Source organism: Martinezella hainanensis, assembly GCF_900094555.1.
Lineage (GTDB): Bacteria > Pseudomonadota > Alphaproteobacteria > Rhizobiales > Rhizobiaceae > Rhizobium > Rhizobium hainanense.
Map to the genome: position 1 here is coordinate 589,840 of NZ_FMAC01000001.1, position 22,469 is coordinate 612,308.

The 22,469-nt window shown below is 59.2% G+C and carries 23 protein-coding genes; 14 read left to right on the forward strand and 9 right to left on the reverse strand.

Annotation, left to right across the window (positions count from 1 at the left end):
• The first annotated feature begins 5 nt into the window (after window positions 1–5).
• From GA0061100_RS02860 to GA0061100_RS02875, 4 genes are all read left to right on the forward strand, one after another.
• Window positions 6–2,372, forward strand: coding sequence for an EAL domain-containing protein (locus GA0061100_RS02860; RefSeq protein ID WP_075851083.1), 2,367 nt, complete (start codon window positions 6–8; stop codon window positions 2,370–2,372).
• Between the two features lie 14 nt (window positions 2,373–2,386).
• The gene (locus tag GA0061100_RS02865; protein WP_075851084.1) at window positions 2,387–3,118 is read left to right on the forward strand and encodes a substrate-binding periplasmic protein; all 732 of its coding nucleotides are present in this window, start codon (window positions 2,387–2,389) and stop codon (window positions 3,116–3,118) included.
• A gap of 72 nt (window positions 3,119–3,190) precedes the next feature.
• Complete coding sequence (gene pth, locus GA0061100_RS02870) at window positions 3,191–3,907, forward strand: aminoacyl-tRNA hydrolase (RefSeq protein ID WP_075851085.1); 717 nt, start codon at window positions 3,191–3,193, stop codon at window positions 3,905–3,907.
• 1 nt (window position 3,908) lies between these two features.
• Window positions 3,909–4,382: a GNAT family N-acetyltransferase gene (locus GA0061100_RS02875; RefSeq protein WP_075851086.1), complete on the forward strand. Its 474-nt coding sequence runs from the start codon at window positions 3,909–3,911 to the stop codon at window positions 4,380–4,382.
• Between the two features lie 15 nt (window positions 4,383–4,397).
• Here the strand turns inward: GA0061100_RS02875 and clpS are convergent, their stop codons facing one another.
• Window positions 4,398–4,709: an ATP-dependent Clp protease adapter ClpS gene (clpS, locus tag GA0061100_RS02880; protein WP_075851864.1), complete on the reverse strand. Its 312-nt coding sequence runs from the start codon at window positions 4,707–4,709 to the stop codon at window positions 4,398–4,400.
• Window positions 4,710–4,937: 228 nt separating this feature from the next.
• Here clpS and ychF point away from each other — a divergent pair, with 228 nt between their 5' ends.
• Entirely contained in the window at window positions 4,938–6,041 is a 1,104-nt protein-coding gene (gene ychF, locus GA0061100_RS02885; protein WP_075851087.1) for a redox-regulated ATPase YchF, read from the forward strand.
• Between the two features lie 21 nt (window positions 6,042–6,062).
• Here ychF and GA0061100_RS02890 read toward each other — a convergent pair whose 3' ends face one another.
• Complete coding sequence (locus GA0061100_RS02890) at window positions 6,063–7,184, reverse strand: hypothetical protein (RefSeq protein ID WP_075851088.1); 1,122 nt, start codon at window positions 7,182–7,184, stop codon at window positions 6,063–6,065.
• 184 nt (window positions 7,185–7,368) lie between these two features.
• Between GA0061100_RS02890 and GA0061100_RS02895 the strand changes: the two genes are divergently transcribed.
• Window positions 7,369–7,833 carry a MaoC family dehydratase gene (locus tag GA0061100_RS02895; protein ID WP_075851089.1) on the forward strand — a complete coding sequence of 155 codons (465 nt, stop codon included), beginning with the start codon at window positions 7,369–7,371 and terminating at the stop codon, window positions 7,831–7,833.
• Window positions 7,830–8,297: a MaoC family dehydratase gene (locus tag GA0061100_RS02900; protein ID WP_075851090.1), complete on the forward strand. Its 468-nt coding sequence runs from the start codon at window positions 7,830–7,832 to the stop codon at window positions 8,295–8,297. Before GA0061100_RS02895 ends, GA0061100_RS02900 begins: the two co-directional genes overlap by 4 nt.
• A 47-nt stretch (window positions 8,298–8,344) precedes the next feature.
• On the opposite strand, the gene GA0061100_RS02905 is transcribed toward GA0061100_RS02900, so the two are convergent.
• From GA0061100_RS02905 to petA, 4 genes are all read right to left on the reverse strand, one after another.
• Window positions 8,345–8,887, reverse strand: a complete 543-nt coding sequence (locus GA0061100_RS02905) for an adenine phosphoribosyltransferase (RefSeq protein ID WP_075851091.1) — start codon at window positions 8,885–8,887, stop codon at window positions 8,345–8,347.
• Between the two features lie 116 nt (window positions 8,888–9,003).
• On the reverse strand, window positions 9,004–9,870 hold the full coding sequence (locus tag GA0061100_RS02910; RefSeq protein WP_075851092.1) for a cytochrome c1: 867 nt from the start codon (window positions 9,868–9,870) through the stop codon (window positions 9,004–9,006).
• Window positions 9,871–9,892: 22 nt separating this feature from the next.
• Window positions 9,893–11,167 (reverse strand): cytochrome b, encoded by a 1,275-nt coding sequence (locus GA0061100_RS02915; protein WP_075851093.1) that lies wholly within the window; start codon window positions 11,165–11,167, stop codon window positions 9,893–9,895.
• A gap of 14 nt (window positions 11,168–11,181) precedes the next feature.
• Complete coding sequence (gene petA, locus GA0061100_RS02920; protein WP_075851094.1) at window positions 11,182–11,760, reverse strand: ubiquinol-cytochrome c reductase iron-sulfur subunit; 579 nt, start codon at window positions 11,758–11,760, stop codon at window positions 11,182–11,184.
• A gap of 468 nt (window positions 11,761–12,228) precedes the next feature.
• On the opposite strand from petA, the gene GA0061100_RS02925 reads away from it, so the two are divergent.
• Window positions 12,229–13,176 (forward strand): endonuclease/exonuclease/phosphatase family protein, encoded by a 948-nt coding sequence (locus tag GA0061100_RS02925; RefSeq protein ID WP_075851095.1) that lies wholly within the window; start codon window positions 12,229–12,231, stop codon window positions 13,174–13,176.
• A 21-nt stretch (window positions 13,177–13,197) separates the two neighbouring features.
• Here the strand turns inward: GA0061100_RS02925 and GA0061100_RS02930 are convergent, their stop codons facing one another.
• Window positions 13,198–15,060 carry an ABC transporter ATP-binding protein gene (locus tag GA0061100_RS02930; protein WP_075851096.1) on the reverse strand — a complete coding sequence of 621 codons (1,863 nt, stop codon included), beginning with the start codon at window positions 15,058–15,060 and terminating at the stop codon, window positions 13,198–13,200.
• 361 nt (window positions 15,061–15,421) lie between these two features.
• Between GA0061100_RS02930 and GA0061100_RS02935 the strand changes: the two genes are divergently transcribed.
• A complete protein-coding gene (locus tag GA0061100_RS02935; RefSeq protein WP_075851097.1) occupies window positions 15,422–16,033 on the forward strand; it encodes a LysE family translocator in 612 nt (203 codons plus the stop codon).
• Between the two features lie 211 nt (window positions 16,034–16,244).
• On the opposite strand, the gene GA0061100_RS02945 is transcribed toward GA0061100_RS02935, so the two are convergent.
• Window positions 16,245–18,098: an ABC transporter ATP-binding protein gene (locus GA0061100_RS02945; RefSeq protein WP_075851099.1), complete on the reverse strand. Its 1,854-nt coding sequence runs from the start codon at window positions 18,096–18,098 to the stop codon at window positions 16,245–16,247.
• A 393-nt stretch (window positions 18,099–18,491) separates the two neighbouring features.
• On the opposite strand from GA0061100_RS02945, the gene GA0061100_RS02950 reads away from it, so the two are divergent.
• A complete protein-coding gene (locus tag GA0061100_RS02950; RefSeq protein ID WP_075851100.1) occupies window positions 18,492–18,971 on the forward strand; it encodes a tRNA (cytidine(34)-2'-O)-methyltransferase in 480 nt (159 codons plus the stop codon).
• Between the two features lie 94 nt (window positions 18,972–19,065).
• The gene (locus tag GA0061100_RS02955; protein ID WP_075851101.1) at window positions 19,066–20,220 is read left to right on the forward strand and encodes a hypothetical protein; all 1,155 of its coding nucleotides are present in this window, start codon (window positions 19,066–19,068) and stop codon (window positions 20,218–20,220) included.
• Window positions 20,221–20,309: 89 nt separating this feature from the next.
• Here GA0061100_RS02955 and GA0061100_RS02960 read toward each other — a convergent pair whose 3' ends face one another.
• Window positions 20,310–20,567 (reverse strand): hypothetical protein, encoded by a 258-nt coding sequence (locus GA0061100_RS02960; protein ID WP_083961260.1) that lies wholly within the window; start codon window positions 20,565–20,567, stop codon window positions 20,310–20,312.
• A 174-nt stretch (window positions 20,568–20,741) separates the two neighbouring features.
• Between GA0061100_RS02960 and hemF the strand changes: the two genes are divergently transcribed.
• From hemF to GA0061100_RS02975, 3 genes are all read left to right on the forward strand, one after another.
• Entirely contained in the window at window positions 20,742–21,653 is a 912-nt protein-coding gene (gene hemF / locus GA0061100_RS02965) for an oxygen-dependent coproporphyrinogen oxidase (protein WP_075851102.1), read from the forward strand.
• A 189-nt stretch (window positions 21,654–21,842) separates the two neighbouring features.
• Complete coding sequence (locus tag GA0061100_RS02970) at window positions 21,843–22,121, forward strand: hypothetical protein (protein WP_075851103.1); 279 nt, start codon at window positions 21,843–21,845, stop codon at window positions 22,119–22,121.
• A gap of 131 nt (window positions 22,122–22,252) precedes the next feature.
• Window positions 22,253–22,438 carry a DUF1059 domain-containing protein gene (locus GA0061100_RS02975; RefSeq protein WP_075851104.1) on the forward strand — a complete coding sequence of 62 codons (186 nt, stop codon included), beginning with the start codon at window positions 22,253–22,255 and terminating at the stop codon, window positions 22,436–22,438.
• Window positions 22,439–22,469: the final 31 nt, after the last annotated feature.

A 22,469-nucleotide genomic window follows, 5' to 3' on the forward strand; every position in this document is an offset into this window, starting at 1 on the left:
GAACTATGAGCCATTCGGTCGAAAACAGGTTTTTCGCGATCGTTTGCGGTGCGCTGCTGGTTTTCGTAGCGCCGCTCTTCATCCTTTTCCTTTTTCTGTCGTCCGAACGCGCTGAAAAGGAAATCAAGGATCACATAACCGTTCTCCTCGTGGCCAATGCCCAGGCCCTCGCAAAGCCGCTATGGGACCTGGACGAAGACAGCGTGACCCAGATCAGCGCGACGACAGTCGCCGAAGGCGCGATCGTCCGCGTCAACGTCCGCGATCTTTCCGGCCAGCTCGACGTCACGCAATCGACCATCCCGAAATCCTACAAGGGCAATCTGGAGTCGGTTGATCGGCCGATTATCTACAACGGCGTCGATGGTGCGAAACGGCTCGGCACCATCACGGTCTATTATCCCCAGCTAGGCCTCTTCGACGGCCTGAAGAGTGAGGAGATCGTCTTCATCTCCATCTTCATCTTCGCCGTACTGACGGTCTTCGGCGCGGCGCTGATCGGTAACCGCATCTTCGTTATCCAACCGCTGATGCGGTTGACGCATGCCATCGAGGCCACACGGAGGCTCGGCTCGCGTCACCACGTCGACTGGCAGTCGAACGACGAAATGGGCCGCCTTGCCAGCAGCTTCAATGACATGCAGAGCAAGTTGCAGCGCGAGGAAACCGAGCTGAAGTTCGCTCATCGCCGGGCGACCGATACCTATAATCTGACACCCGCCATGCTTTTCTCGCTCGACAAGAATGATTGCATCGCTGCCGTTAGCGACTATTGGCTCGCCACCACGGGCTACGATCGCGCCGACGTGATCGGCCGCGAGTTTGCAAGTCTGATCCTGCCGGATTCGCGCGTACAATATATCGAGCGCAAACGCGGCAACCCCGACAGTGCCGCCCGCCTCGCCGTGACGGTGAAATTCCTTTGCCGAGATGAGCGGGTCATGGATGTCCTGATCCTCGAAACAACCGCGATCCAGGATGGCCTGTCGCTCTCCGTCATGACCGACGTCACCGAACTCAAGCAGTCGGAAGACCGTAATCTGCGACAGGCGATTACCGACCACCTGACCGGCCTTCTCAACCGCCAGGGCTTCGAGAGTGCGCTGGACGCAAAGATCAATGAAGCCGATCTGCGCAGGCGCGAACTCGCCTGCCTCTTCATCGATCTCGATCGCTTCAAATGGATCAATGACAATATGGGCCACGCCGCCGGCGATGCGGCACTGCGCGAATTGGTATCGCGCCTGCAGAAATGCCTGAAGCCGGGTGACATTGCCGCGCGCCTCGGCGGCGACGAATTTGCCATGCTGCTGCTGGCCGAGAATGCGGAAGCGAGAGCGATCGACATGGCGGCCCTCATCGCGGAGGTCTTCGAGGCACCCTTCATCGGCGATGCGCGCCTTAGCGCCAGCATCGGCATTGCAATCTACCCGCGTCAGGCCGCCAATGCGGCTGAACTGCTGTTGAAGTCCGATATCGCCATGTATGCCAAGAAGCGCGACGGCAAGAACGGCGCGCAGATTTTCGACAACGGCATGCTGGACGATTCCCGCCGCCGCGCCGAACTGGAGAACCATATCGAAACCGGCCTCAACGAAGACTGGTTCGAAGCCTACCTGCAACCCGTCGTGAATATAGACGACCGCTCGATCGCCGGCTTCGAGGCGCTGATGCGTCTGCACCATCCACAAAAAGGCATCCTGCCCCCTGGCCGCATCATCGAGGTCGCCGAAGAAACCGGTTCGATCATTCGCATCGGCAACCGCATCATGGAGAAGGCCATCGCCGATTTTGCTCGCCTCTCACGGATCGAGGGCATGCAGGATACCTATCTCGCCATCAACTTTTCGCCGCTGCAGTTCGAGCAGGAATTGCCGCTGCGCATTGCCGCCCTGCTATCACGCTACGAAATTGCTGCCCGGCGCATCGTCGTCGAAATCACCGAGGCTGTGCTCATGGATGATAATCCGGAGACGCGCATGGTGATCAACGAGATCTGCCGCTACGGCTGCCGCATCGCGCTCGACGATTTCGGCACAGGTTATTCGTCACTGAGCTATATCAATCGCTTCCCGGTCGACATTATCAAGATCGACCAATCTTTCATCCGCGCCATCAACGATACCGCCTCCGATGTCAGCGCCAAGAGCCGCATGCTGGTCGAAAGCATCACCACACTGTCGCACAAGATGAATTGCACGGTGATTGCGGAAGGCGTGGAGACCGAGGAGGAATGCGCTACCCTGCGTGCCATGGGTATCGATTATGGCCAGGGCTATCTGTTCTATCGGCCGCTGCATCCAGACCATCTGGTGAGGGTGCTGGTCGGCTCGCAGCAACATCACCCTTCCCCCGTAGCGCAAGCGTCATAGCGATGAGGAACCGCATGCGAAAACTGCTGCTCATGATTGCTACCGGCCTGTTTTCGCTCCCCCTTCTCTCCTCCGTCCACGCCGAAACCGTTCATTTCACCACCGAGGAATATCCGCCCTTCAACTACCGCGAAGGCAAGATGCCTGTCGGCGCGACCACCGAACAGGTGGAAAAGATCATGGCCGATATCGGGGTCGATTACACGATTACCGTCATGCCCTGGGCTCGTGCCTACAATCAGGCGCTGGCCGAACCCATGACCTGCGTCTTCGCCACGGCGCACAACGAAGAACGCGATCTGCTCTTCAAATGGGTGCAACCATTGTTGACCGATCGAAATATCCTGATCAAGCACAGTGGTTCGAAGGTTGTCGCGACGACCATCGACGAGGCAAGGAAATATCTCGTCGGCACATGGCGGGACGACTACACGGAGACTATCTTGCGCCGAAATGATTTTCCGCGCATCGATGTCGGCAGCGATTTCAAGGCCGCGCTCAAGAAGCTGATGAGCGACCGCATCGACCTGATGCCGATCTCGGAATTCTATTTCGACAAGCTGAAGAAAGAGGGCAATGCCGTGGAGAAGGTGACCCTTCTCTCGCAACAGCCGATGGGAATCGCCTGCCATAAGGATTTCCCGGCCGAACTCCTCAACAGGATGCAGGCGGCGCTGAATGCGCTGGTCGCCGACGGAACGCAGAAGCAGATTTTCCTGAAGTACGGCCTGCACCTCGGCGACTGACCGCATCCCACCTTGACTTTGCCGTCAAATCGCTGTGGTGAAGGGCATCGGCATTTTCGAAGGGTGAAGCACATGCTTCTCATCGCGGGCCTCGGCAATCCCGGCGCCAAATATCAGGGCAACCGCCACAATATCGGCTTCATGGCCGTGGACGCGATCTATCGTCGCCACAGCTTTTCGCCCTGGTCGAAGAAATTCAAGGCGGAGATTGCCGAAGGCGAACTCGGCGGCCAGAAGGTGTTGCTCATCAAGCCGCAGACCTTCATGAACCTCTCAGGTGAATCCGTCGGCGAAGCCATGCGCTTCTACAAGCTCCAGCCGTCGGATCTCGTCGTGATCTACGACGAACTCGATTTGCCCGCCGGCAAGGCGCGGTTGAAGACCGGCGGCGGTCATGGCGGCCATAACGGCATCAAGTCCATCGATGCCCACTGCGGCAAGGAGTATCGCCGCCTGCGGCTTGGTATCGGTCATCCCGGCGCCAAGGAGCTCGTGCACAATCACGTTCTCGGCGATTTCGCCAAGGTGGATCAAAGCTGGCTCGAGCCCCTTTTCGACGCACTTGCCGACAATGCCGACATGCTGGTGCGTGGCGAGGATTCGCAGCTGATGAACAAGATCGCGCTTGCCCTCGGCGGCAAGGCGGAAGACGACACCCCGAAGCAGGAAAAGAAGGCGCCGGCGAAGTCCCATATCCATCAGGCGCGCAATCACAGCCAGCCGAAGATTCCGGAAAGCGGCCCCATGGCGGAGATGCTGAAAAGGATGTTCGGCAAGAAGGACAATTGAGATGCCGGATGCTGCAGCCGAAGATACCGCAGATATCGTCATCCGGCCGATAGCGATGGCGGACCTGCCGACGCTGCTTGCACTTTACCGGCATCTGAATGCAGAAGACCCGGTATTGGACCTGCAGCTGGCGGAGAGCCGCCTTGCAGAAATCCTCGCCCATCCCGGCATGACGATCTTCGCCGCCTTTGACGGCGACAAGGCCATCTCTTCCATAACGCTGATCGTCATCCCAAATCTCACGCGGGGCGGCGCGCCCTATGCGTTGATCGAGAATGTGGTGACCCACGCCGACTACCGTCGGCGCGGCCTTGCCGGCACAGTCCTCCGCAAAGCGTTTGCACACGCTTGGGAGAGGAACTGCTACAAAGTCATGCTGCTGACCGGATCGAAGAACCCGGCAACGCTACGCTTCTATGCCAATTGCGGATTTACCCAGGACAAGACAGGCTTCCAGATCCGCCGTCCCGCCTAGCGAGAACGGTCGTGCCTATTCTTCCGGCTCGGTCGTGAACATCAGCGGGAAGCCGCCGCTCTTCGCCAGATCGACCGCCTCCTGCGCTTTGGTCTCGGCAATATCCCGCGCACAGACCATGACAACGCAGGTGCCGAGCTTGTGCGCCGTCATCATCACGCGGTAGCCGGTCTCCTCGCTCATGCGGAAGACAGCTTTCAGCACCATGATGACGAATTCCCGCGGCGTATAATCGTCGTTCACGAGAATGATCTTGTAGAGCTTCGGCCTCTCGACCTTCGGCTTGGTTTTAGTCTTTGGTTTCAGGACAACATCATTGTCACTCATCGGCATCACCGTTGACGACAGGGGAAGGAGCTTTGGGCTAATAGGGGAATTATAGTGCAGCGCACCACATCCTTCAAGGATGGTCGTGTCAGGGAGGCAATGTGGCCGTTACCCGCTCTCAGCCCTTCCATCAGCAGAAAAGCGGCTCTTTGCCCGCACAAGACTTGACCCGCAACGGCCCTTCCCCCATAGGCACTGCAAAGATTTTCAAGATATGGACAAGGTGCCATGGGTTTCAAATGCGGTATCGTCGGGTTGCCGAATGTCGGCAAGTCCACTCTGTTCAACGCGCTGACCAAGACGGCGGCGGCGCAGGCGGCCAACTATCCGTTCTGCACGATCGAGCCGAACACGGGCGAAGTCGCCGTTCCCGATCCGCGCATGCGCAAGCTTGCCGACATCGCCAAGTCGAAGGAATTGATCCCGACGCGCATCTCCTTCGTCGACATCGCCGGCCTCGTGCGCGGCGCGTCGAAGGGTGAAGGCCTCGGCAACCAGTTCCTCGCCAACATCCGCGAAGTCGATGCCATCGTGCACGTGTTGCGCTGCTTCGAAGATAGCGACATTACCCACGTCGAAGGCCGCATCAATCCGGTCGCCGACGCGGAAACGATCGAGACCGAGCTGATGCTCGCCGACCTGGAGAGCCTTGAGCGCCGCACCGAGCAGACGCGCAAGCGCGCCACCGGCAAGGACAAGGAATCCATGGCGATGCTGCCGATCATGGATGCGTCGCTCGCATTGCTGCAGGAAGGCAAGCCGGTTCGCACGCTGCTGTCGAAGCTCGACGCCGAAGAGACCCGCATCCTCAAGGGCCTGAACCTGTTGACCTCGCACCCGGTGCTCTACGTCTGCAACGTCGCCGAGGGCGATGCCGCGACCGGCAACGAACACACGGCAGCCGTCGCCGCCATGGCCAAGGAGCAGAATTCGGAAGTCGTCATCATCTCCGCTGCCATCGAGGCAGAGGTGGCGCAACTGCCGGACGAAGAGGCGAAGGAATTCCTCTCCGCGCTTGGTCTCGACGAAGCCGGTCTCGACCGTCTGATCCGCGCCGGCTACAAGCTCTTGCACCTCATCACCTACTTCACCGTAGGTCCGAAGGAAACGCGCGCCTGGACGATCGAACAGGGCACCAAGGCGCCGCAGGCGGCCGGCGTCATCCATTCGGATTTCGAGCGCGGCTTCATCCGCGCCAACACCATCGCCTATGACGATTACATCGCCTACAACGGCGAAACCGGCGCGAAGGAAGCGGGCAAGGCGCGCGACGAAGGCAAGGAATATGTCGTCCAGGACGGCGACGTCATCCACTTCCGCTTCAACACCTGATCGCCTCCTTGTTGCCGACGCTCATCTCAGCGTCGGCAATCTGGCCTGCACGCCGGCAGGCAGGCGCCGCACGACGATGCGGCGCAGATCGGTCCAGCCGATGCCGATCACAAGCACGACCAGACCGACAATCATCAGCACCAGGAAGCCCACCTTGTCGAGGCCGGCATTGTTGTGCCGGAGAATGGCCGCGGTCGCGAGGCCTAGCGACACGAGACCTGCGGTCACGAAAGCGCGGCGATCGATGACCAGGCCGATCAGCATCATCACCAGCACCGCCACGAGGACGGTCACCGCTTGCAGATACCCCCCAAAGAGGGCGTCGGTGAGATTGGTGAAGACGGTACCGCTGCTGGCAAGCTCAAGGCGCAATGCCAACAGGATCGTCGAATAAAGCAAGGCCGGCGCCGTTGCGAGATGCAGCCAGAAGGCCACATCGGACCGGCGCGTCACTCTCTGTGGGTCGCTGAGATCGTAGCGCATTGCCAATGCAAAGCTGCCAAGAGCGGTTATCAGCAAGATTATCATTGTCTGGATCGGGTAATCAGCCGGCACATTCGAAGACCCCGTCACCGTACCGGCGACATAGAAGACCGCGGCGAGAAACAGGCCGAACAACGAAAATAGGAAGAGTGCCAGCGACAGCGGCACCCGATAGCGCCAGTAAAACAAGGCCAGAGACAGCGGGAATGGCGCCACCAGCACGATTGCGCCGATCGTGAAATTATTGCTGAGCGCCGGTGTCGAGCTGACATAGGTCACCACCGTATAGAAAACCCAGACGGCGAGGGCGACGGTCAAGACCACGGCCGGAAGCGCCAGTCGCTGGCGGCGCACCAGGATCTCGGCAAGCACGACAATCGCCAGTATGGGTGCATAGCGGTTTGCCAATCCCCATAGCCCGATGAGCAGCACGATGACGCCGATGGTGATGAGTACATCGTGAAAGCCACGCACGAAACGCGGCGCTTCCGTATCTTCCAGCGGATTGGGATCGTCCTGCCCGTGCTGCGATGAAAGAGCCTGCGCCGGCAGGATGCCGATATTCCTCGCAGTGAGGTAGGGCAGCAATCGTTCGGCCTGGCCCGAGGAAATAATCCCTTCGCCGGCAGCATCTTCCAATGCGACCTTGAGTTCGCTCATTCTCGCTCTCGCTTCATTTCATCACCGCCAAGCCTCAACATATCGTTGATCCACAATCAAGGGCTGTCGGTCGTCGATGGACAATCATCTTTGGCCACACCTTGTCACGAGCATGAAAATGCTTGCACCGCCACTCCAGGCTATGCGATTGCCGATGAACGAGACGTGGAGGACGACAGAAGACATGACGAAACTCGTCTACGAAGACTTCCAGCCAGGACGAGAATTTGCCCTCGGCCCGAAGCATATGACCGCGGCGGAGATTATTGAATTCGCCAGTGAATTCGATCCGCAACCGATGCATCTGGACGAAGAAGCCGGCCGCGCCAGCATTCTCGGCGGCCTTGCCGCTTCCGGCTGGCACACCTCGGCGGTGTTCATGCGCATGATGTGCGATTCCTACATTCTCGCCGCCGACGCGCAAGGCGCACCGGGCATCGATTTCATGGAATGGAAGAAGCCGGTTCTGGCCGGGGATACCCTGTCAGGCCGTTCCATCGTGGTCGAGGCGCGCCCCATGCGCTCCCGCCCCGGCATCGGCATCGTCAAATTCCGTCATGAAGTCGAAAACCAGCGCGGCGAGCTCGTCTGCCTTGGAGAAAACGCGACCATGATCCGCATGCGCGCCGGCGCGGAGGTTTCGGCATGAAAATGAGCGACCTCTACGCCATCGGTGAACGCATCGAGATCGGCAGCCACACCTTCACACCCGAAGCCATCGTCCACTTTGCCTCGCGCTTCGATCCGCAGATCTTCCACATGGATGCGGAAGCGGCCAAACATTCCTTGTTCGGCGGGCTCTGCGCCTCCGGCTGGCATAGCTGCTCCATGTGGATGCGCAGCTTCGTCGATTTCTGGAAATCCGAAACGGCAAGACTGACCGTCGAAGGCAAGACGCCACCCAATCTTGGCCCCTCGCCCGGCTTCAAGAACCTGCAATGGCTGAGGCCGGTCTTTGCCGGCGATACGATTACCTATGGCGTGGCGATCCTCGGCAGCCGCCCTCTTGCCTCGCGCCCTGGCTGGACCCTCTATACGCTCGCCTGTGACGGGGTGAACCAGGATAGCCTGCCGGCTTTACGCTTCGAAAGCACCGTGCTGGCTTTTGAATAAAAATCCGCGGGGCCGCTCGTGATGACCCCGCCCATCTTCCAGGCCGGTCAGTGACCGGCGAATTCCACCAGCGTATGCACGGGCACGTCGAGCTCTTCGAGCTTCCTGCGGCCACCAAGGTCAGGCAGGTCGATCACGAAGCAGGCTGCGACCACTTCGGCGCCGATCTGGCGCAGAAGCTTCGTGGCGCCGACGGCCGTACCGCCCGTCGCGATCAGGTCGTCCACCAGAATGACCTTTTCGCCAGGATTGACCGCATCGCGGTGCATCTCCATCTCGTCGACGCCATATTCCAGGCTGTAGGCGATGCGGACGATATCGTGCGGCAGCTTGCCCTTCTTACGGATCGGCACGAAGCCGGACGACAGCTGATGCGCCACCGCACCGCCGAGAATGAAGCCGCGCGCTTCCATGCCGGCGACCTTGTCGATCTTGGAACCGGCATAGGGATGCACCAGCGCATCGACGGCGCGTCGGAACGCCCTGGCATCGCCAAGCATCGTCGTGATGTCGCGGAAGATGATGCCGGGCTTGGGATAGTCCGGAATGGAACGGATGCTGGCGGCGAGCTCCGAAGCGATAGTGTTCATGAAATATGTACTCTCAGGCTATGATAGGGCCGGCCGCACCCTATCAAGACCGGGGCGCTATACCAACAAAAAAGGCGGCCCCGACGGGCCGCCTTTTCATTGAAACATCGCAATACTCAGTGAGCCCCGGCCTTGGCATAGACGGAGCGCTTGGTGAGATAGATCAGCGTCGAGAAGATCAGCAGGAACACCATGACCATGAAGCCGAGGTGCTTGCGATCTTCCAGATGCGGCTCGGATGTCCACATCAGGAAGGCGGAGACGTCACGCGCATACTGGTCCACCGTCTGCGGCGAGCCGTCGTCGTAAGTCACCTGACCGTCCGAAAGCGGCTTCGGCATCGCAAAGGTCGCGGCCGCATCGAAATACGGATTGTAATGCGAGCTCTGCGGCACCTTAAAGCCGGCCGGCGGCTCTTCATAGCCTGTCAGCAGCGAGTAGATGTAGTCCGGTCCACCTTCCTGATACTGCGTGAAGATATCGAAGATGAACTGCGGGAAGCCGCGCTCGATTTCGCGTGCCTTGGCAAGCAGCGACATGTCGGGCGGGACTGCTCCGTTGTTGGAGGCAGCGGCAGCCTCGTCGTTCGGGAACGGCGAGTTGAAATGGTCAGACGGAAGCGCTTTGCGGGTGAACATCTCACCCTGCGGGTTCGGGCCGTCCTGCACTTCGTAATTGGCAGCAAAGGCCTTTACCTGTGCTTCCGTATAGCCAAGGTCTTCCAGCGTGCGGTAAGCCACCAGCTTCATCGAGTGGCAGGCGGAACAGACTTCCGTATAGACCTTGAGGCCACGCTGCAGCTGCGCCTTGTCATAATAGCCGAACGGGCCGGAGAAGGTCCAATGCTGCTCGCGCGGCTCCTTCAGCGGGTAATGCGGCGTTTCGGCTTCGGCGGCGGGCTTCGTTTCCGCGGCGATCACCGCGGCAGTTGAGAAGCCGCCGATGAGCGTCAGGGATAGAAGGCCGACAATAATCTTCTTCATCGTTTTCTTCCTCTATCGCCGGTTATGCTTGAACCGGAGCGGCAACTTTACCGCCCTGCTTCTCAAGAACCGCTTCCGTAATCGAATTTGGAATGCGCCTCGGAGTCTCGACGATGCCGAGCACCGGCATGATGACGAGGAAGAACAGGAAGTAGAACAGCGTCGCGAACTGCGCGGCCGTGGTATAGATGCCTTCCGCCGGCTGCGAGCCCAGCCAGCCGAGGAGGATGGCATCAGCAATGAACAGCCAGAAGAACAGCTTGTACCAGGGACGATAGACGGCCGAACGGATCTTCGACGTATCGAGCCAGGGCAGGAAGAACAGCACGATGATCGCGCCGAACATCGTCAGAACGCCGCCGAGCTTGGAGTCGATCGGGCCGATGTTGAAGGTGATCGAGCGCAGCATCGCGTAGAACGGCAGGAAGTACCATTCCGGAACGATATGGGCCGGCGTCTTCAGCGGGTTGGCCGGGATGTAGTTGTCGGCGTGACCGAGGAAGTTCGGCAGGTAGAAGACGAAGTAGGCGAAAACCAGCAGGAAGATGGAAACGCCAAGCGCATCCTTCAGCGTCGCATAGGGCGTGAAGGGTACGGTATCGGTCTTCAGCTTGACTTCGACGCCGGTCGGGTTCGTCTGGCCGGTCACATGCAGTGCCCAGATGTGCAGGATGACGACGCCTGCGATCATGAACGGCAGCAGATAGTGCAGCGAGAAGAAGCGATTGAGCGTCGGATCGTCGACGGCGAAGCCGCCGAGCAGGAAGGTCTGGATCCAATCGCCGACCCATGGGAAGGCCGAGAAGAAGCCGGTGATGACGGTCGCACCCCAGAAGGACATCTGGCCCCAGGGCAGAACATAACCCATGAAGGCGGTCGCCATCATCAGGAGGTAGATGATCACGCCGAGGATCCAGAGGATTTCGCGTGGCGCCTTGTAGGAGCCGTAGTAAAGGCCGCGGGCGATGTGCAGGTAGACGGCCACGAAGAAGAAGGACGCGCCGTTGGCGTGCATGTAGCGCAGCAGCCAGCCGTGGTTGACGTCACGGACGATCTTTTCGACCGAATTGAAGGCAATTGCGGTGTTGGCCGCATAGTGCATGGCGAGCACGACACCGGTCAGGATCTGCAGGACCAGCATCACGGCCAGCATGGCGCCGAACGTGTAGGCATAGTTCAGGTTGCGCGGGACCGGGTAGGCGATGAAACTATCATAGACCATGCGCGGCAGCGGAAGCCGCGCGTCGACCCATTTTTCGAGCCCTGTCGATGGCTCGTAAGACGAATGACCACTCATGTTTCAGCTCCCCCTCAACCGACCTTGATCTTCTTTTCCGACGTAAACGCATATTGCGGAATCGCAAGATTCATCGGTGCAGGCCCATGGCGGATGCGGCCGGCGGTATCGTAGACCGAGCCATGGCAGGGACAGAACCACCCGCCATATTCCCCTGCCTGACCGAGCGGAATGCAGCCGAGATGGGTGCAGACGCCGATCATGACGAGCCAGTTTTCCTTACCGTCGCCAGCCGAACGGGCAAGATCGGTTGCCTGTGCATCAGCCGGAAGATTGGCATTGCGAGCAACCGGATCCTTCAGGTCCGAAAGCTGCGTGCCCTTGGCGTCGTCGATTTCTTTCTGCGTGCGGTTACGGATGAAGACGGGTTTACCGCGCCATTTCACCGTCAGCGACATGCCGGGCTCAAGGCTCGACACATCGACTTCGATGGATGCAAGAGCGAGCGTCGATGCGTCCGGCCGCATCTGGTCGATAAACGGCCATGCGACGGCGACTGCACCAACGGCGCCGGCCATACCTGTCGTCAAATAAAGGAAATCGCGACGAGTCGGCTCGCCGGTGGACTCAACTGTCGTACTATGCTCGCTCAACGCTGCACATCCTCTTCCCGCAAACCACGGCAAAACCGTGGTACCCCTCTCACTAACGGCGAATCAATGCGACCATAATTCCGCCATAGATTCCTCCGTAACCCGCTGCGTTCTAAGCTTGATCGCAAATTATGTCCAGTCTTGGCAAGGGGTAAGGGCACAATGTCGCGGCAAAACTGCGCTATTGCGTCGCAAGGCCGGAGCCTAAACTCCTCCTGCAATAACGCGAAAAGTTAAGCCCATGAAAAAACTGGGGATTTCTATAGTGTTTTCTCATATTGCAGAGCAAAACAGGCAATGATTTCAATGCTGCATTGCAAAAGCCGACATAGTATCAGCACGTTCGCCCCCTCACAGGACTTACGCTTTACCTCTTAAATCCAAGTGGATTTCCCTCACGATTTATGGAGGATTGCATTCGTTGTCTTGCGCGTACAACGCAGCGGGAATGAAGCACGAGAACTTCTCATGAGACACACGATTTATTGCGTTCTATGCGTTCTCGCCACACTGGCGGTCGGCATCCTTGCGGCGCGTTACGTCGTGGATTCCTGGGTGCTGGCCTTTTTCGAAAGTCTGCAGACCCATATCAGCCTGTTTGCGATCCTGCTTGCCTTGATCGCATTCACCTTCAAGCGCCACTGGTATGCGCTCTTCCTGACCGCCACTGGAAGCATCCTGCTGGTTCACTCGGTCCTCATGCTACAGGAATACACGACGTCTTCGCTCGTCGCTTCGGCTGAGGCGAGCGGCGACCATTTCAGATTGCTCTCCTTCAACATCGAGGACAGCAATTTCGAAAACGGTCCCCGCATCGCCGATCTCATCATCGCCTCGAAGGCCGACGTCGTCGAAATCTTCGAGGCGGGACCGATCTTTTCCGAGATGGACCGCATCTTGAAAGTCTATCCCAACCGTATCGGCTGCGGCGTGATGACCACCGATTGCGATTCCCTGCTGCTCTCGAAAAGACCCTTCCAGACCCAGCTGATGCGCAGCCTCGGCAGCCTCTGGGACAATCGCTTCATTCTCGCCACCATCGACATGGACGGCCAGCCCGTGAACTTCGCCTCCGTTCATCTGAGCAAGCCCTATTTCGATGCGTTCCACCAGATCGAGCTTGGTCTCCTCGCCCCCGCCCTCGACGAGGTGAAAGGGCCGTTGATCCTCGCAGGAGATTTCAATGCCTCGGTCATCACACCCGACATGCGCGACTTCCTGGCAGCAACCGGCCTTCGCCACGCCTTCCCCGAACCTGCCACCTGGCCGATCGCGGCTGGCGCTTACGGCATCACCATAGATCACGTCTTTGCCCGCGCGCCGCTTCGGTTGATATCCGTGAAGCAGATCCGCGACGCGATGGGCTCGAACCATTTCGGCTTGATGACCGAGTTCAGCGTGCCTCGGCACCAATAATCCGGCGGGTCTCGGCGTGGATCAGTCGGCATCCGCGGCGATGAAGCCACCGGATTGGCGTGCCCAGAGTTCGGAATAGAGGCCGCCCCGCGCGATCAGTTCGTCATGCGTACCGTCTTCGATGATCTCGCCCTTGTCGATGACAACAAGCCGGTCGAGCTTGGCGATGGTCGACAGCCGGTGTGCGATCGCAAGAACGGTCTTGCCCTTCATCAGTGCGTCGAGATTGGACTGCAGCACGGCCTCGGCTTCCGAATCCAGCGCCGATGTGGCCTCATCGAGCACCAGGATCGGCGCATCCTTCAGCATTACGCGCGCAATCGCGATGCGCTGGCGCTGGCCGCCCGAAAGCTTGACGCCACGCTCGCCGACGTGGGCAGCATAGGCGGTGCGCCCCTTCTGATCTTCGAGAGCGGTAATGAAGCGATCCGCCTCCGCTTGCCTTGCCGCTTCCACCATCTGCTCGTCGCTGGCATCGGGCCGGCCAAAGAGAATGTTGTCGCGAATGGAACGATTGAGGAGCGCGGTATCCTGCGTCACCATGCCAATGGCGCCACGCAGCGACTCCTGCCTGACGGCGGCGATATCCTGGCCATCGATCAGGATACGGCCGCCTTCGAGATCGTAGAAGCGCAACAGCAGATTGACGAGCGTCGTCTTGCCTGCCCCAGAGCGACCGACGATGCCGACCTTCTCGCCTGGGCGCACGTTGAGGGAGAAATTGTCGATGATGCCGCCGCCGCGCCCATAGTGAAAGGTGACGTTGTCGAAGCGAATTTCAGGCCCGGCGATCCTCAGATCCCTGGCCTCCGGCCGGTCGACCAGGCCGATCGGCTCCGAGATCATCTCGGCCGAATTCTGGATCGTGCCGAGATTGCGCATGATGGCGTTGAACTGCGACATCATGCGGCCGAAGAGCATGTTCAGCCGCAGCACCATGCTGAGCGTGAAGGCGACGCCGCCGGTGGAAATCTCGCCCATCAGCCAGAGATGAACGGCCAGCGCACCAATGGTCGTAATCATCACGCCTGAAAGCAGCGCCAGCGACGAACGCACACCGGTCAATAACCGCGTGAACGGCATGACGGCCGCCTGGAAGCGGTCGAAGCCGTTGCGGATGTAATGATCGTTCTGTTCTTCCCGACCGAAGAGCTTCAACGTCTGGATATTGGCATAGGCATCGACCATGCGGCCGTTCAGCATCGAGGATGCCTCGGCCGCGTTGCGGGCATGCTGCCGGATGCGCGGCACGAAGTGGCGGGCAAGCAAGGAGAAGATGCCTATCCAGACCGCGATGACGAGCGCCAGCCGCCAGTCGAGCCCGCCGACGAGCGCAATGGTCGAGGCGGCATAAATGATGATGAACCAGACCACCTGCAGCAGCGATACAACCAGATCGCCGGTCGCCTGCCCGGCTGACCAGACCTTGGTGACGACGCGACCGGAAAAATCGTTCTGAAAAAACTCGACCGATTGCCTGGCGACATGCCGATAGGCCTGCCAGCGCACGAGGTTGAGAAAACCCGGGACAACGACCTGTTCCTCGACCAATGCGCCGAGGCTGACGACGACGAAACGCACGACAAGCACGACGAAGACCATGCCGAGCAGCGCCGCACCATGACCGGCGAGCAGTCCACTCCACCCCTCGCCCGGCTTCACCTTGTCGAGGATGTCGACGAGATGCCCGACGAACCAGAAGAGCGCGGCTTCAAGCATCGCAACCGCGCCGCCAAGCGCTGCCATCGCCAGGAAGGGTCCCTTGGCCTGGCCGACATAGTACCAGATGAAGGCACTAAGCGACCGCGGCGGCCGAAGATCGCCGCTGCGGTAATAGGGGTCAATCCACGTCTCAAACAGACGGAACACGGAACGGATGAACATGGAAGCGATATAGGGAATTTCCGGAGATCCGGAAAGTAAAGGTGTGTCATTGAGAAGGTTACATTTTCGTTAGAATACGGTGCCTTATGATTTGAGAGGTGTGCGCGAGCTGGCGATTGACCTGCAATTTCATTCAAGACCGACGAAGACGACGAGGCGATATTGCTCGAAGTCATCACCGAGTGAAATTCATGCCTCCTATTTCCGTTAAGACCGACGCGACGCATCCACTACATCCATCGCCAACGCGCATCGGACCTCCGACGAACCGCCCGGACGTCTTGCGTGGATCGCCGCTTGAAGGAAACACATCGGCTCAAGCCTTGCCGCCGATGTGCCATCCTTCCATGGGGGCCAACGCATGAGCATGGAGTTCCTGATAACGACCCTCATCATCGTCGCGTCCCCCGGCACCGGCGCAATCTACACGCTTGCGGCCGGATTATCGGGTGGCATGAGGGCGAGCGTAGTCGCCGCGTTCGGCTGCACACTTGGCATCATCCCGCATTTGCTCGCCGCGATAAGCGGCCTTGCCGCGCTTCTGCATGCCAGCGCTGCGGCGTTTCAAGGCCTCAAATGGCTCGGGGTCGCCTATCTGCTTTACATGGCCTGGTCGATGTTTCGGGAACGAGGTGTTTTGCGTATCGACGGCGCACCGACCGACAAGAGTACGCAGCAGGTGATTGGCTCGGCAGTCCTGATCAATTTGCTCAATCCAAAATTGTCGATCTTCTTCTTCGCCTTCCTGCCTCAATTCGTGACGCCGGATCAGACAAATCCGATCATGCTGATGCTGCAGCTCAGCCTGGTCTTCATGGTGCTCACCTTCTTCATTTTCGCAGCGTATGGTGTGTTTGCGGCCTACCTGCGCCGCCATATCGTCTCAAATCCGACTGTTCAGTCGTGGATGCGCCGAAGCTTCGCAACCGCCTTCGGAGTGCTCGCAGTGCAGCTTGCTCTGGCGAGCCGTTAGAGCATGTCACGTAAAAGTGTGCAGCGGTTTTGCGATAACGACATGCGCAAAATCGACGACTGAAAGTGCGGGAAGTGGATCTGAAAGATCACAACGCGCTTTAGCTCGCAGCGTCGTCTTCCAGACTTCTTCGTTGCGTTTTGGATTTCTTGAAAATAGTCGCTCGGGAAAATAGCAACTGGGGGCCACAGCACCCCAGTTGCCCAGTTCATTATTGCGCTGCCGCCTCGACCTCTTCGTGGTCGGCGAGGAACCCACCGGACTGCCGGCTCCAGAGCTCGGCATAGATGCCGCCCTCCTGGACCAACTCCTGATGCGTGCCCATCTCGATGATCCGGCCCTTATCGAGGACGACAAGGCGATCCATCTCGGTCAGTGTCGACAGGCGGTGCGCGATCGCGATTACCGTCTTGCCGTGCATCAGCGCGAAGAGATTTTCCTGGATCGCCGCTTCCACTTCGGAATCGAGCGCCGAGGTTGCCTCGTCGAGCACCAGGATCGGCGCGTCCTTCAGGAAGACGCGGGCGATCGCGATACGCTGGCGCTGGCCGCCTGACAGTTTGACACCGCGCTCGCCGACCTGCGCATCTAGCCCGGTACGGCCATGCATATCGACCAGACCTTCGATGAAATCCCAGGCATTGGCGCGCTTGGCTGCCTGGATGATTTCCTCATCGGTCGCGTCCGGACGGCCGTAAGCGATATTGTCACGGATGGAGCGGTGCAGCAGCGACGTATCCTGTGTCACCACGCCGATCATCGAGCGAAGGCTGTCCTGCGTGACCCCCGCGATATCGTGGCCGTCGATGGTGATGCGGCCGCTCTCCAAATCGTAGAAGCGCAGCAGCAGGTTCATCAGCGTCGTCTTGCCGGCACCGGACCGGCCGACAAGGCCGACCTTTTCGCCCGCGCGGATATCGAGGCTCAGATCCTCCATGACACCCTTCGCCTTGCCGTAGTGGAAGCGAATGTGGTCGAAGCGGATCGCACCCTGCTTGGCAGCGATCGACGATGCCGCCGGCTTGTCGACGATATCGTGCGGCTTCGTCATCATCTCCATGCCGTCATAGACGGTGCCGATGTTTTCGAAGAGCGCCGAGACTTCCCACATGACCCACTGCGACATGCCGTTGACGCGCATGGCAAGGCCGATGGCAATGGCGATGGAGCCGACCGAGATCGAACCGCTGAGCCAGAACCAGATCGACAATGCCGAGACGATGAACAGCGCCGCGCAGTTGTTGAAATAGACCGAGGCGTGGAACAGCGTCACCTTGCGCATCTGCTTGTGCACGGTATCGAGGAATTCCTCCATGCCGGCCTTGGCGTATTTCTCTTCTCGGCCCGCATGTGAAAACAGCTTCACCGTCGCGATGTTGGTGTAGCTGTCGACCACGCGGCCCGTCATCGTGGAGCGCGCATCGGCCTGCTGCGCGGCAATCTTGCGCAGTACCGGCACGAAATAGGCGACGATGGCGACATAGACGCCAAGCCAGACCAGGATCGGGATCATCAGCCGCCAGTCAGCCGCCGCGATGACGAGGATCATCGACAGGAAATAGGTGAACACGTAGACGAAGACGTCGAGGATCTTCATGACCGTTTCACGCACGGCAAGCGAGGTCTGCATCACCTTGGTGGCGACGCGGCCGGCGAACTCATTGGCGAAAAAGGTCATGCTGTGGCGCAGCAGGAAGCGGTGCATCTGCCAGCGCGCGATCATCGGATAGTTGCCGAGCAACACCTGATGCATGATGAAGCTGTCGAGGATCGCCGCAGCCGGCAAGCCGATCAGCACCATTGCCCCCATCCAGAACAGCTTGTGCCATTCTGTCTGCAGGAAGGTCGCCTTATCCGCATGCGTCAGCCAGTCGACGATATCGCCGAGGAACTGGAACAGCGCGACTTCGCCGATCGCGATCGACATGGTGAGGATGCTCATGGCGATCAGCCATGGCAGCGCCGGCTTGGAATAGTGCCAGCAGAATGCAAAGAGGCCACGCGGCGGAGTATCCGGCACCTCGGTCGGAAATGGATTTAGTCGGCGTTCGAACCAGCTAAACATTGAAATGCTCCAGAGACTCGACCCTTCGACCACCCACTGCGCTGAAAGATCGCAGACTCATATGGTGGTCGGGTGATAAAACAACGAGGCCATGCCGGCCGCGCGATGACTTAAAGAAGGGGGGTACTTGCGAATACGCGCCTTGTAGCGCTCGTCAAATCCGTGGGTTCACGGCACGGAGGCGCATCATCACAAACAAGATATCCATCTGAGCCTCCTTCTTTCGCAAGTTGTAGAGCGCCCGTCTTTTAGCGCGACTTTTCCTGTTTGAAAAGCGAAATATGCCTGAAAAATGGGCTAAATCCTTCAATTCTGTTTATGGGAGGCATCACGGAAATGAAGGGCTCGCGAAAAACCGAAGACAAATCCATGCGATTTCGTTAGTTGCAGCACATGACAAAACTGCGCATCGCCCTTTACCAGCCCGATATTCCCGGCAACACCGGCACGATCCTGCGGCTCGCCGCTTGCCTCGGCCTCGGCGTCGACATCATCGAGCCGGCCGGCTTCGACATATCCGACCGCAATCTGAAGCGTGCCGGCATGGACTATCTTGCCGCCGTCACGCTGACCAGACATGTCAGTTGGGAGCGCTTCGAGGCGTGGAGGCAAGAAAGCGGGCGACGGCTGGTGCTGGCTTCGACGAAGGCGGCGCAGCGCTATACCGATTTTACCTACTGCGACGACGACATTCTTCTCTTCGGCCGTGAGAGCGCTGGCGTGCCGGACCATGTGCACGAAAGAGCGGACGGTCGTATCCTGATCCCGATGATCGAGGGCCAACGCTCCATCAATGTCGCAATGTCCGCCGCCATGATTTCAGGTGAAGCGCTGCGGCAGATAGAATGGTCGCCGCTCTCGGCCCGAGCCTGAATGTCGCACCCGAATAGCCGTTGGCACGCTGAATAAAGTGTGAGAAGCTTGGTCTTGGAATGCTCTAACTCAGGCAGCCTTGGCGAGGTGACCCATGTTCCAGACGGCATTCACGCTTTCCCTTACGCAGTTCGCACGCAGCTTGAGCCTCCCCGAACGACTGCAGCGCTCTCCCGCCCGCAACCTCGCTCTCGAAGGCCTGCGCCAGCGCAATCTTGCGCTCGATGCGCTCTTCTATGACGTCACGGTGATCACGCCGGAGGAGGCCTTCTATATCAGCGACTCCCTGGCTGCCGAAGGCGCGATCATGCTCGTTCCGCCGAGCGGTCTCGGGACGCTTACCCTCTGCGAAACCATCGATGAATTCGTGCTGCGAGGCGGCGGCGATGCCCGGGCGCTTGCGGTTGCAGGCATCGGCGGCTCGGCGCTCGGTGCCGCCGCCTTCGCCCGCAACGTGGCCGATGCGGTGGACGCGCCGGTCGCAGTCGTCGTCTCTGGCTACGGAATAGCCGATGTCATCACCGAAGCCCTCGGCGGATTGTTTTTCTTCGGGCATCTGAAAGGCCTGCGGCCCTTTCTCGAAAGCCTGGACGACCTTGCCGGCCGTCCCAAGGTCGGAGCGCAGGGGAAGGCAACGGCCGCCCGCAATAGTCTCGACACGAGAACCGTGCAGGCGCTTCTCGCCGATCCTCGCCTTTCCTTCCGCCTGCTGACCGGCCATTCCAAGGGCAATCTCGTACTATCGGCCGCACTGCATAATCTCTGGAAGCAGGATGAAGGGCGGATCGCCGAACTGGCTCGACATACGAAGATTGTGACGATCGGCACGCGCATCGCCATGCCGCCTGTCTTCACCGATGTCGTCGATGTGATGGGCGAATGGGACTGGTTCGGCGAGATCAACTCCCGAGCGTTCATTCATGCCGATCGGCGCGTCGAGCACGCATGGCACCACACGAACACGGACTTGGGCGGCCACCTACCGGTAACCATCACGCTGATGGAGATCCTGGTAGCATCGCCGATCGTCGAAGATCAGAAGGCAGAAGAACATCAAGCTGCAAAGCTCGGTGCCATAGCCGAACCGCCAGCAACGCCAGAGACAAAATTCCCCTCACCTCCGGCTCCGGCTGGCGGCACCGCCACGATCGAGAAGGTCAAGAAAGCTTTCTCCGCGGGCCCCATGACAAGCGCTCAGCCGCCCGCATCCGGCCCGTCGGATGATGCACAATCACCCAAGCCGCATTGAGCTGGCGACACATCGCCAGCCAGCCGCGAGAAAGCGCGAAGGCACTTCTGGCCCATGACCCGTCGATGCGGATGCAATGTCGTTCGGTTTCAATCCGCCGATGGCAAGCGCCGCATGGTGAATTCGATGCGATCTCCGTCGACCTGACGCCAGCTTTCAACTTCGGTCCAGTAGGCGGCTTTCGGGAATTCATCGAACCATTCGCGCGCCTTTTCACGCGCTTCGGGGCGGCTCAGACAAAAGGTCTCGCGAACGAATTCGCTCTTTCCGCCTGCAGGGTGTTCCTGCCGGTAACGGAATATTCTGTTTCTCAACCCATCCAGGGGCGGCGGTCCAGGTATCCTCATGATAAAACCTCGCCTTTGAGAGAGGGAACATAATACCGCATTGTGAAATTTGCGAGTCGATTCTCCTGCGACGTTGCTGCACTGGCTGCGCCGCAATCTTGCTGATATTCCAACTCACGATACATACAGTGCGAATCGCGGGCCGCCGGCTGCTCGCACCGTCGGAGAGCATGAATGGAACGACCCAATCTTCCCAAGGGATTACCTGAGGATATTGAAGAAAAGAAAGAGGCAGCGCGACATTGGTTCGAAGGCCTGCGCGATACGATCTGCGCGGAATTCGAGCAGCTGGAGAACGAGCTGACCGGCCCGCTTTCCGACCAGGAACCGGGCCGTTTCATCGCCAAGGACTGGCAGAGGGACAAAGGCCAGGGCGGCGGTGGCCGCATGTCGATGATGGAAGGCCGCGTCTTCGAAAAGGTCGGCGTCCACACTTCGACCGTCTATGGCGAATTCTCTCCCGATTTTCGCAGCCAGATTCCGGGCGCCGAAGAAGATCCCCGCTTCTGGGCCTCGGGACTGTCGCTGATTGCCCATCCCGTCAATCCGAATGTGCCGACCGTACACATGAATACCCGCATGGTGGTGACGACGAGCCAATGGTTTGGCGGCGGCGCCGACCTGACGCCGGTGCTCGACCGCAGGCGCACCCAGGAAGATCCCGACAGCGCCCTCTTCCACCGTGCCATGCAGATCGTCTGCGACCGCCACGCCGTCGCCGACTACCAGCACTACAAAAGCTGGTGCGACGAATATTTCTTCCTCAAGCACCGCAATGAGCCCCGCGGAATCGGCGGCATCTTCTTCGATTGGCTGCACTCAACCGAAGAAGCCGGCGGCTGGAACGCGGATTTTGCCTTCACCCGTGACGTCGGTCGCGCCTTCGCAATGGTCTATCCACGGATCGTCCGCTCCAATTTCAACGAAGCATGGACGGAAGAGGATCGCGACGAACAATTAATTCGCCGCGGACGCTATGTAGAGTTCAATTTGCTCTACGATAGGGGTACAATATTCGGGCTGAAGACAGGCGGCAACGTGGAGTCGATCCTATCGTCCCTGCCGCCGGTGGTGCGTTGGCCCTGAGACACGTCGCGCAAAGTTGGGCGGCAACTTTGTGATCGCAGTATGCGAGAAACCTCAAGCGCGGCGAACGGATCTGAAAGGTCGCGATGCGCTTGAGACGTTCAACATTAAATGATCGGACAACGCCCTGAAATCGGCGGGAGGAGTGCCTAAGTGACCTAATGCTCGTTTCAATCGGAGGAGGTTGTAATGGCAGCAGAGAAACAAGTCACGGAAGCTTCGAAAGAACAGAAACTTTCGCGCACAGTCGATAGTCCTGAGTTCATTATCCGACTGGCCGAGGATATGCGGACCCGCAGCGGGTCCGATTTACCGCTTTCCTGCTTTATAGAGCAGGTGAGGATGCAATTGGCAGGCAAATCATCAAGCGATATCGCCCGCTTCGCGGCCGATCGTTCTGCCAAGCAAGTACCCATCAGCCGATATCAATCGTCGGACTGCTTCAAATCCTGGGCAATGCCGGACTGATGTCCGGAACACCGCCTCCGGCAAGCGAGAGACTTGCCGGACGGCAGAAACCTTTTCTCATCCGTCGCGTTAAGGCCTTCATGCACTTCGCATGAAGGGATAGGAAATTATTGAGAAATGAGGAGGAAGATATGCGACTGTTCGAATGTGGTACGCTCGTGCCCGGCTGCGCCTGGCATACCCGCGCCAAGGACGACGCCGAGGTGGTTCGCCGAGCCGTCGAGCACATGCGGGAAGCGCATGGCGAAACCATCATCCGCGAAAACATGGTGGACAATATCAAGGCACGGATTCGCGACGAGGCCAACGCGGCCTGATTGGCGGTTCGCCCAGTCAGTGCCACAGATC